The organism is Candidatus Methylomirabilota bacterium (genome assembly GCA_003104975.1).
Classification (GTDB): domain Bacteria; phylum Methylomirabilota; class Methylomirabilia; order Methylomirabilales; family Methylomirabilaceae; genus Methylomirabilis.
The window spans coordinates 224,105-232,014 of sequence record PQAM01000004.1 but is presented as its reverse complement, the minus strand read 5'-3'; the positions used below and the strand labels follow the sequence as shown (position 1 = coordinate 232,014).

Sequence of the window (7,910 nt, the reverse complement as noted above, 5' to 3'; positions counted from 1 at the left end):
GAAAGTCCCCCTCACCCTCGCCCTCTCCCCCAAAAGGGGGCGAGGGGTAAAAAATATCTCCTCTCCCCTCTGGGGAGAGGATGAAGGTGAGGGGATGCGGGATGCTGACGCTCATACCCATGGGCGCATCGAAGACACATGCGGTGTCATCAGAATCGCCAGGTGGCGTACACAAATCCGCCTCGTTGCACTCTGGTGGTGTTGATGATGTCGCCAAGGATCGTGCCGAACTCCTGATGCGACCCCTCCAGTAGGTTCTGGCCGACCAGACCGATCTCGAACGCCGGCGTCGGACGCCAGCCGAGGCGAACGTCCAGCCGAAGGTAGCGACGGAGATCGAACGTCGGAAGCCGGTCCACAAAGTAGGCCGCCGTGTCGAACTGCAGGTGCCAGGGCAGATTCAGATGTGACAGGAGCTGGACCCGGTGCCGGGGGCTCAGTCCCTCGTCGGTCTTTGAGACGGTATCGCGACTGGTCGGGTCGGGATCCAGGTGGATGTCGAGAAACGAATAGTTGAGCTGCAGTTTCCAGAAGCTGACGGGACTCCAGGTGGTGGCGATCTCGACGCCGACGGTGTGGCCGCTCATCTTGTTGTCAACCCGGAGCGGGACCACGATGTGCGGCGGGACAGGGCCGGAACCGGGGAACGGGACGCCCGGCTCGGTGGTCCGGAGGTTGTTATAGATGTTGTAAAACGCGGCGAGGTCGATCATGACCCAGTCGGTCGGTTTGACCCGGTAGCCAAGCTCCGACGCGATCAGCTCCTCGGACCCGAAGTCGTTGCTGCCGGCAACGCGGAGGACTGTCGGGAGCCCACCCGGACCGGGGGGAAGGGCGAGTGCATTGGTTAGAACATCCACCTCGCCCCGGGATGGGGTTCGGACGGCGCGAGAGACGGCCGCCCAGACCGCGTGTCCGTCGGCGGGCGTCCAGAGCAGTCTGGCACTCGGCTGCACCTGAGCCCCGGAGAAAAGCGCATGCTCGACCTTTGTGCCCAGCGTCAGATACAGCCGATCAGGGATCAGGGCGATCCGGTCCTGAATGTAGCCGCCGACGCGGTGGAACATGCGATTGGACCTGGTAAACGAGATGGCGGGACTGCCCTCGATGTCGTCGAATGACAGTCGCGCATCGATGCCCCATATGACATCGTGACGGGCCCCGAGACCGAACCGATGCTGAAAGTCGAGGTCGACGGTGTCCCGATCTTCACGGAAGACGTCTTCGTTCCGATGGGTCCTGTCGTAATAGAGTTGCAGAATCGTCTCCGATCTCTCCGACAGGCGATGCCGCCATCGAGCCAGCAGGTTGCCCCCCGAAAAGGTATTGGTGGGCTCGGAGGTCTCGGAGAAGGGGGGGAAGAGCGACGGGATGGTCGTGGTCTGGCCGTACGTGCCCCGATAGATGTCGCCCTGCACGGTGAGGCTGTCAGCGGCCGAGAGGTCCCAGTCGGTGCGGAAGCCGCCCCTATAGGCCTCCCAATCGTCGGCGCCGTCCCGACCGGCCGGGGTGATGAACCGGTCACGCCTGAAATACTTCGCGTAAGCCCGGTAGAAGCCCCCTTCCGCAAACTGACCGCCGTAGCGGAGGCTCCCGAATCCCCGCTCTTCTGTGCCGCCGCCGCCTTCGACGTATCCACCCTGTGTCACGCTGGCCTTCTTGGTGATGATATTGATCACGCCGTTGACCGCATTGGCGCCCCACAGGGTCCCGCCCGGACCGCGGATGACCTCGATGCGGTCGATATCTTCGAGCAGGGTATCCTGCACGTCCCAGAAGACCCCGGCGAAGAGGGGGGTGTAGACACTCCGGCCGTCGATGAGGACCAGCAGCTTGTTCGAGAAGCGGCCGTTGAACCCGCGGATCGAGATGGCCCACTTGTTGGCGTCGAGTTGCGCCACGTCAACCCCGGGCGCCATGCGCAACGCCTCGGGGATGCTCCGCACGCCTGCGCGGCGGATCTCTTCGCCCGTGATCACGTAGGTCGCCGCCGGCGTATTGAAGAGGATCTCCTCCCGCCTGGAGACGGTGGTCACCTTGATCTTCATCAGTTGCTCGAGGGTGAGCTCGGTGAGGTCCGGCGGCAGGGGTGACTGGGCCTGGGCGGGGATTGCCGCCCACCCGACGATGAGCAGCAACGGCAACAGCGCGGCCCGGATGCGCGTCTTCATGGTCCCTCCGTCCTGCACGAAGGTTTGAATGCGGAGCCGAATATGGCTGATAATAGGACAAACAGCGCAGGCCTTCAAGTGTAAACGGCGGGAGGCGGAAGGCGGGAGGCGGAAGGCGGGAGGCGGAAGGCGTGAGGCGGGAGGCGGGAGGCGGAAGCGCGGGGTAGGGGCGCGGTTTACCGCGCCCTAGTCGATCAGTCGATTCTGGAGCGCATATCGGGTCAGTTCAGCGTTGGTCTTCATCGACATCTTCTCGAGAATCCTGCCCCGATAGGTACTGACGGTCTTGACACTGAGCGAGAGTTCGGAGCCGATCTCCGTGAGTGTTTTCCCGGCTGCGATCCTGCACAGCACCTGATGCTCGCGGTCGGACAGCGCTTCATGCGGCGGCCTTTCGGTATCGGATGCCAGGTGAACGGCCAGTTTCTCGGCCAGACCCGGGCTCACGTACCGTCCTCCGCTCACGACCTTTCGGATCGCCTGGACCAGCTCCTCTCTGGCGCTGTCTTTGGTCATATAGGCCGAGGCCCCCTTTTTGAAGGCCCGAACCGCAAACTGATCCTCCGGATACATGCTCAATACCAGAACAGGCAGGCGCGGGTGTTCCTGTTTTATCTCCTGCAGGGCCTCCAGCCCACTCGTTCCCGGCATGGAGATGTCGACGATGACCGCATCGCACCGCCGGTTGCGAACCATTGAGAGCAGCTCCTGGCCGTTGCCGGCCTCGCCGACGACCGCCATATCGTGTTCCTCACTGAGGATGCGAACCAACCCGTGACGAACCACCGCGTGATCGTCCGCGATGACGACGCGTATCACGCCCCTCCCTCCGTCATGGCGTCAGCCGTGTATACGGGCAGTTCCACGCTACCGTCGACACGGCTGCGTGAGTGGGATGGTGACCCTGACGGCGGTGCCGCCTCCGGGACGACCGGTAATAGCGACCTCTCCCCCGAGGAGCAGTGCGCGTTCGCGCATGCCCAGCAGTCCAAGCGAGCGCCTGTCGGCAATCTCCGGTTCCGTAATACCCCGGCCGTTATCGACGACCGCCAGAACGAGACGGTCCTGGTCCAGGCCCAGGCTGATGTCGGCGACGGTTGCGTGGGCATGCCGGATGATATTGGTGAGGGTTTCCTGAAGGATCCGAAAGAGCGTCGTTGAGACCTCCGGATCCGGCTCGAACTCGGCCAGATCGGCGCTTACCCGGCACCCTATTCCGGTCCGGGTCTGAAACTCCCGGGCCTGCCATTCAACGGCGGCCACCAACCCCAGGTGATCCAGGATGCTTGGCCGCAACTCCGTCGAGATCCGCTGCGTCGATCGGATCGCCGTGTCGACAAGCCGCCCCATCACCTGCATCCGCTCCAACAGGGCTGCCTGGTCGGCAGAGAGCTTCGCGGCCATCCAGGACAGGTCGATCTTCAATGCGGTTAACATCTGTCCCAGTTCATCGTGAATCTGACGGGAGATTCGGGTCCGCTCTTCCTCTCGTACCGATTCCAGATACGCTGCAAGCGCGCGAAGCTGCTCCCGCGAGTCGCGAAGCTGCTCCTCTGCCTGGATGCGTTGGGTGACGTCGCGTCCGGCCGACACGAAATGCGTGATCTGACCTGCGTGGTCTTTGAGGGGGGTAATGGTCTTATCGTCGTAATACAGCGACCCATCCTTCTTCCGATTGATGAATACGGCGCGGAAGGGTTTGCCGGCAAGGATCGTCGCCCACAGCAGTTCATAGAACGATTGATCGTGCAGGCCCGATTTCACCTTTCTCGGCGTGTAGCCTTTGACCTCCTGCAGGGTATAGCCGGTGCAGGCTTCAAAGGCGGGATTGACGTACTCGATGGCGCCCTCGCGGTCGGTGATGACCACACTATCCGCCGCCTGGGTAATGACAGTCGGAAGCTCCAGTAGGGCCGTTCCTTCGCGTGCGACGACGTCGGCCTGCAACACACCGTCAACGGTCGCCCGATCAGCGGCGTGCGCTTCAGGCCGTTCCTGGCGCGTGTTATGCGCCGTATCCTGGTCTCGCTGGACTGTCATAGCCTTGTCGGTTTTGCTTGTGGAGACGACGTCGTCTCGCCGGTCATCGCAGCCGATTGAGGTCGCAACTCAGACGTGCCTTCTGCAACCGACTCCCGTACGGCCATTAGTGTAGGCACGAATCCGACGATTGTCAATTGCGATTGCGGCCTCTCGAATCGTCGATCGCCATACAGGTGTCGCGGTATTGGCGGTAGGAGCAGTTGGTGAGCATCAGCGCCACGGGAGCTGGTGTGGGGCTGGACCGGGCAATAACGACAGGAAAAAACTGCACACTTCAGAAACAGGAACGGCTGGGGCGGACCTGCGAACCCCAGCCGTTCTCTGCTTGCTGCGAGACGTCAACGACGCTTAATCGTGCTCGAATTCCTCCTCGTCCTCCAACTCAATCTTATGCACCTGCAACTCGCCATTCCGCAAGAGTGCATCGAACTCCACCCTGGCCCCTTCGGTCAGCAGGAAGGGGCCCTCCTTGACCTGAGTCTCCGGTGTGATGGTCATGGAAAAGGTCGTACCAGAGACGACGAGAGCGAACTGAACGGAGACGGCCGGAGACCCAGGGGCCAAGGGAAGTGCCAGGGTACCCCCAGGGATGCTTGTAATGAACGCATCGATTTCGACTTCGAGGAAGTCCTCCAGCTTGAGCTCATCCAGCAGGAGTTTTCCGTCGGGGTTGATCGAGCCCTTGACCTCTACCGCATCGCCATTGCTCAGCGTCGCGGAAAGGAGGCCTTCGTCGATCTCCACCAGGGTGGCCGAGGTGAGGATCACCGGAAACGCGATCGACGGGCTGCCGAAGGTGACCTGAAACTCTACCGGGTCCGCGTCCACTGCGAGGGGCACGCTAATGCCCCCATCGGGCAGGCCGGCCGCTACCCCCTTGATCTCGCCGTCATTGTCATGCCCTCCATGTGCTGCGACCCAGTCGGGGAGTGCGAATCCGCCCAGCCCCAGCACGACCAGCATCAATACCGTCTTCAACATCTGTTTCGACCTCATCTGCTTACCTCCTTCGTGCGCTGATTCGTCATTTCGTTTACCCGTTCCATTCACTCTGAGCCTGTCGAAGGGTGACGTATTGCAATGGGTTCCGTTCATGGTTCGACAGGCTCACCACGAACGGATGATCAAGGTATTTGTGGGACACTATCTGGAAAACCGGCCGGCGGAGCGCAGAAACTACCGGGCTTCTCCGCCGGCCGGGTGACCCGGGAGCCGGCGATCTTACCGGCTCCCGGGAACGACTGACTGCGAGGTGCCGGCTACTGCCTGATCAGCGTTGCCGTCGCCACGGTGCCGTTCGACGAGATGGCCCTGACCGTCAGAGGTCCGGCGGGCAGCGCCACGCCCAGCCGGTCGATCAGCCATTTACCGTCGGCACGTGGGATGATCGTGTCGGTGCGGACCACGGTGGCGCCGCTGAGGACCTGAAGCCTGATCGTCTGGCCCAGGAACGGGAGGATTTGGCCTTCTACGCGGTACCGTGTATTCGAAATATACAGGGCCCTGTTGATGCTGAGCGTCTCCGCCACCGTCGGGTTGACCGTGACCGTTACTGTGGCGGTGTTGGACAGCGCCCCAGCGGTATCCCGCGCCTGGTAGGTGAAGCTGTAGCTCCCCTCCGCAATCGAGGTAAAGCTCACCGTATTGCCCGAGACCGTCGCGGTCGCGAGGCCGGCAGGCGTCACCGCCGACAGATTGGCCACGGCGAGGGGATTCCCATCCGGGTCGGTGTCGTTGGCCAGGACGGAGAGCGTCGCCGCGATGTTCGCCGTCGCCGCAAAGCTATCGTTGACGGCCACGGGCGGATTGTTGGCCGGCGCGGTCACCGTCACTGTGACCGTGGCGGTGTTGGACAGCGCCCCAAAGGTATCCTGCGCCTGGTAGGTGAAGCTGTAGCTCCCGGCCGCCGTCGCGGTAAAGCTGACGGCAGTGCCTACGACCGTCGCGGTCGCCCCTGCAGGCGTCACCGCCGACAGATTGGCCACGGCGAGGGGATTCCCATCCGGGTCGGTGTCGTTGGCCAGGACGGGGAGCGTCGCCGCGATGTTCGCCGTCGCCGCAAAGCTATCGTTGACGGCCACGGGCGGATTGTTTGGCGCAGTGGCGCCCGTGCTTACCTGGAGCTGGTTCATGCCGCGGGCAGACGACAACACCGTCACCTTTTCCGGAGGCGCGGCCACCAGAGTGGCCAGGAGCTGGCCGCTCGCGGGATCGATGACGCCGAGACCATCCACGGTCAAGGTTTGCGCGACGACCTGATCGCTGGAGCTCGCCCTGACCGACAGGCTCTGGTTCGTCACATCATAGAGCGCCTCGGTGATGAAGACCTGGTCCCCAAGCGCCACCGGGGTGAAGGTCGGCGGCTGGAGGTCCATGCTCACCTGGAAGCAGATCTCTGCCGGGAGGGTCGGAGGTAGACTTTGGGCGAAGTAGTGACTGCCGCTGCGACTCATCGAATTGGCGACGCCGCCCACCGGCGCGCTGAAGGGCGGTCCGGAGTTGCCGTTCACATCCAGGGTGGGGGTGCAGGTCGTGTCAAAGTACGCGAGTGTCGGGAAGGACGGGGCCCCGGGCGGAGTTCCGGGCAACCGCCCCGGGAGGGTCGAGCTGCCGGTGGCGTAGACATCCACCTTGTTGCCGGTGGCGGCGGAGCGGGCGTAACTTGCCCGGTCTACAACGGCGCGACCGGCAATCGTCCCCTGGAAGATCCGGCCCATCAGGGCAAAGTCGGTGGTCTCGATGAAATCGGCCCCCGAGCCGCTAAGGTTCGAGCCGACCGGACCTTCGATCCGGTAGATATTGTGATTTTTCAACACCCCGCCCGTTGCCAGATCACAGGGCGCGCTGGAGGGACATGCAACGAAGTCAGGCAACGTGCTGCCGGTGACCGGCCCGAGGCGGCCGGGATCGGCGATGTAGAGCAAGCCTGGAGGAACCGGGCCTGTGACGGCGGCCAGTTCAGCGCCGCCCGGGGTGAGCGAGGGCAGGAGGAACGGACCCAGGCGTCCGGTCATGGCCTCCGTGAAGCTGCCCGGCGCGAGGCCCACGTCATCGGTGAAAAAGATCCGGTCACCCGCGGCCCCGACGATCAGCTCCTGGCCGTAGGGATGGATGAACCGGTAGGTCCCGTTCACGGGCACCGGGTCGAGCCTGACCCGGATGCGCGAGAAGGCTATCTGGCCTCCCGGCTCGACCGCTCCGGCAAAGGCCGCTTCCAGCGCCAGGACCAGAATGGCTCGTAACCCAGGATTACCAGGGGGTGCGATGATCGCATCGGCCGCGAACCAGAAGTGCTCGTCGGCGAAGTTGGCCGGGAACGCCTCAGGCGGGGCAGGAACGTCGGCGGGGAGCAGCAGGCACCAGCCGCCGGCCACCTCGTCCGCGTTCTTCGGGTCGCAGAACTCCAGCGTGAGGCCGGTCGTGTCCTGGTACCACGCCGGGTAGCTGCCCACCGACGGAGCGCTGTTTATGGGGCCGACCCGTTCAAGGACGGCGTGCGCCGATGGAACAGCGCCGGCGAATACGAACAAGACCGCCAGCGCCACGAACGTACTGAAACGATGTCTTTTCATCCTTATCATGATCATTTCTACTCCTTTTATTTACCTGGCTACTCTCGCATCATGTCTTCCCCCTTCGCGCTGCATTATCAATCTTCACCTCCTCTCCTGACGCGTCCCGGGGGGTCGTCAACCC

The 7,910-nt window shown here is 63.3% G+C and carries 5 protein-coding genes; all 5 read right to left on the bottom strand.

The window, feature by feature from the left end; translation table 11 throughout:
- Positions 1–149: 149 nt before the first annotated feature.
- The gene (locus tag C3F12_02355) at positions 150–2,171 is read right to left on the bottom strand and encodes a TonB-dependent receptor (protein ID PWB48619.1); all 2,022 of its coding nucleotides are present in this window, start codon (positions 2,169–2,171) and stop codon (positions 150–152) included.
- A gap of 186 nt (positions 2,172–2,357) precedes the next feature.
- On the bottom strand, positions 2,358–2,990 hold the full coding sequence (locus C3F12_02350; protein PWB48618.1) for a DNA-binding response regulator: 633 nt from the start codon (positions 2,988–2,990) through the stop codon (positions 2,358–2,360).
- 48 nt (positions 2,991–3,038) lie between these two features.
- Positions 3,039–4,211 (bottom strand): histidine kinase, encoded by a 1,173-nt coding sequence (locus C3F12_02345; GenBank protein ID PWB48617.1) that lies wholly within the window; start codon positions 4,209–4,211, stop codon positions 3,039–3,041.
- Between the two features lie 351 nt (positions 4,212–4,562).
- Positions 4,563–5,210 carry a hypothetical protein gene (locus tag C3F12_02340; GenBank protein PWB48616.1) on the bottom strand — a complete coding sequence of 216 codons (648 nt, stop codon included), beginning with the start codon at positions 5,208–5,210 and terminating at the stop codon, positions 4,563–4,565.
- Between the two features lie 263 nt (positions 5,211–5,473).
- The gene (locus C3F12_02335; protein ID PWB48615.1) at positions 5,474–7,801 is read right to left on the bottom strand and encodes a hypothetical protein; all 2,328 of its coding nucleotides are present in this window, start codon (positions 7,799–7,801) and stop codon (positions 5,474–5,476) included.
- Positions 7,802–7,910 lie beyond the last annotated feature (109 nt).

What these genes read in the sequence shown, in the direction of transcription:
- C3F12_02345 (PWB48617.1), bottom strand. Translation starts at nt 4,211, where the DNA reads ATGACAGTCCAGCGAGACCAGGATACGGCGCATAACACGCGCCAGGAA.
- C3F12_02335 (PWB48615.1), bottom strand. Translation starts at nt 7,801, where the DNA reads ATGATCATGATAAGGATGAAAAGACATCGTTTCAGTACGTTCGTGGCG.
- C3F12_02340 (PWB48616.1), bottom strand. Translation starts at nt 5,210, where the DNA reads ATGAGGTCGAAACAGATGTTGAAGACGGTATTGATGCTGGTCGTGCTG.
- C3F12_02355 (PWB48619.1), bottom strand. Translation starts at nt 2,171, where the DNA reads ATGAAGACGCGCATCCGGGCCGCGCTGTTGCCGTTGCTGCTCATCGTC.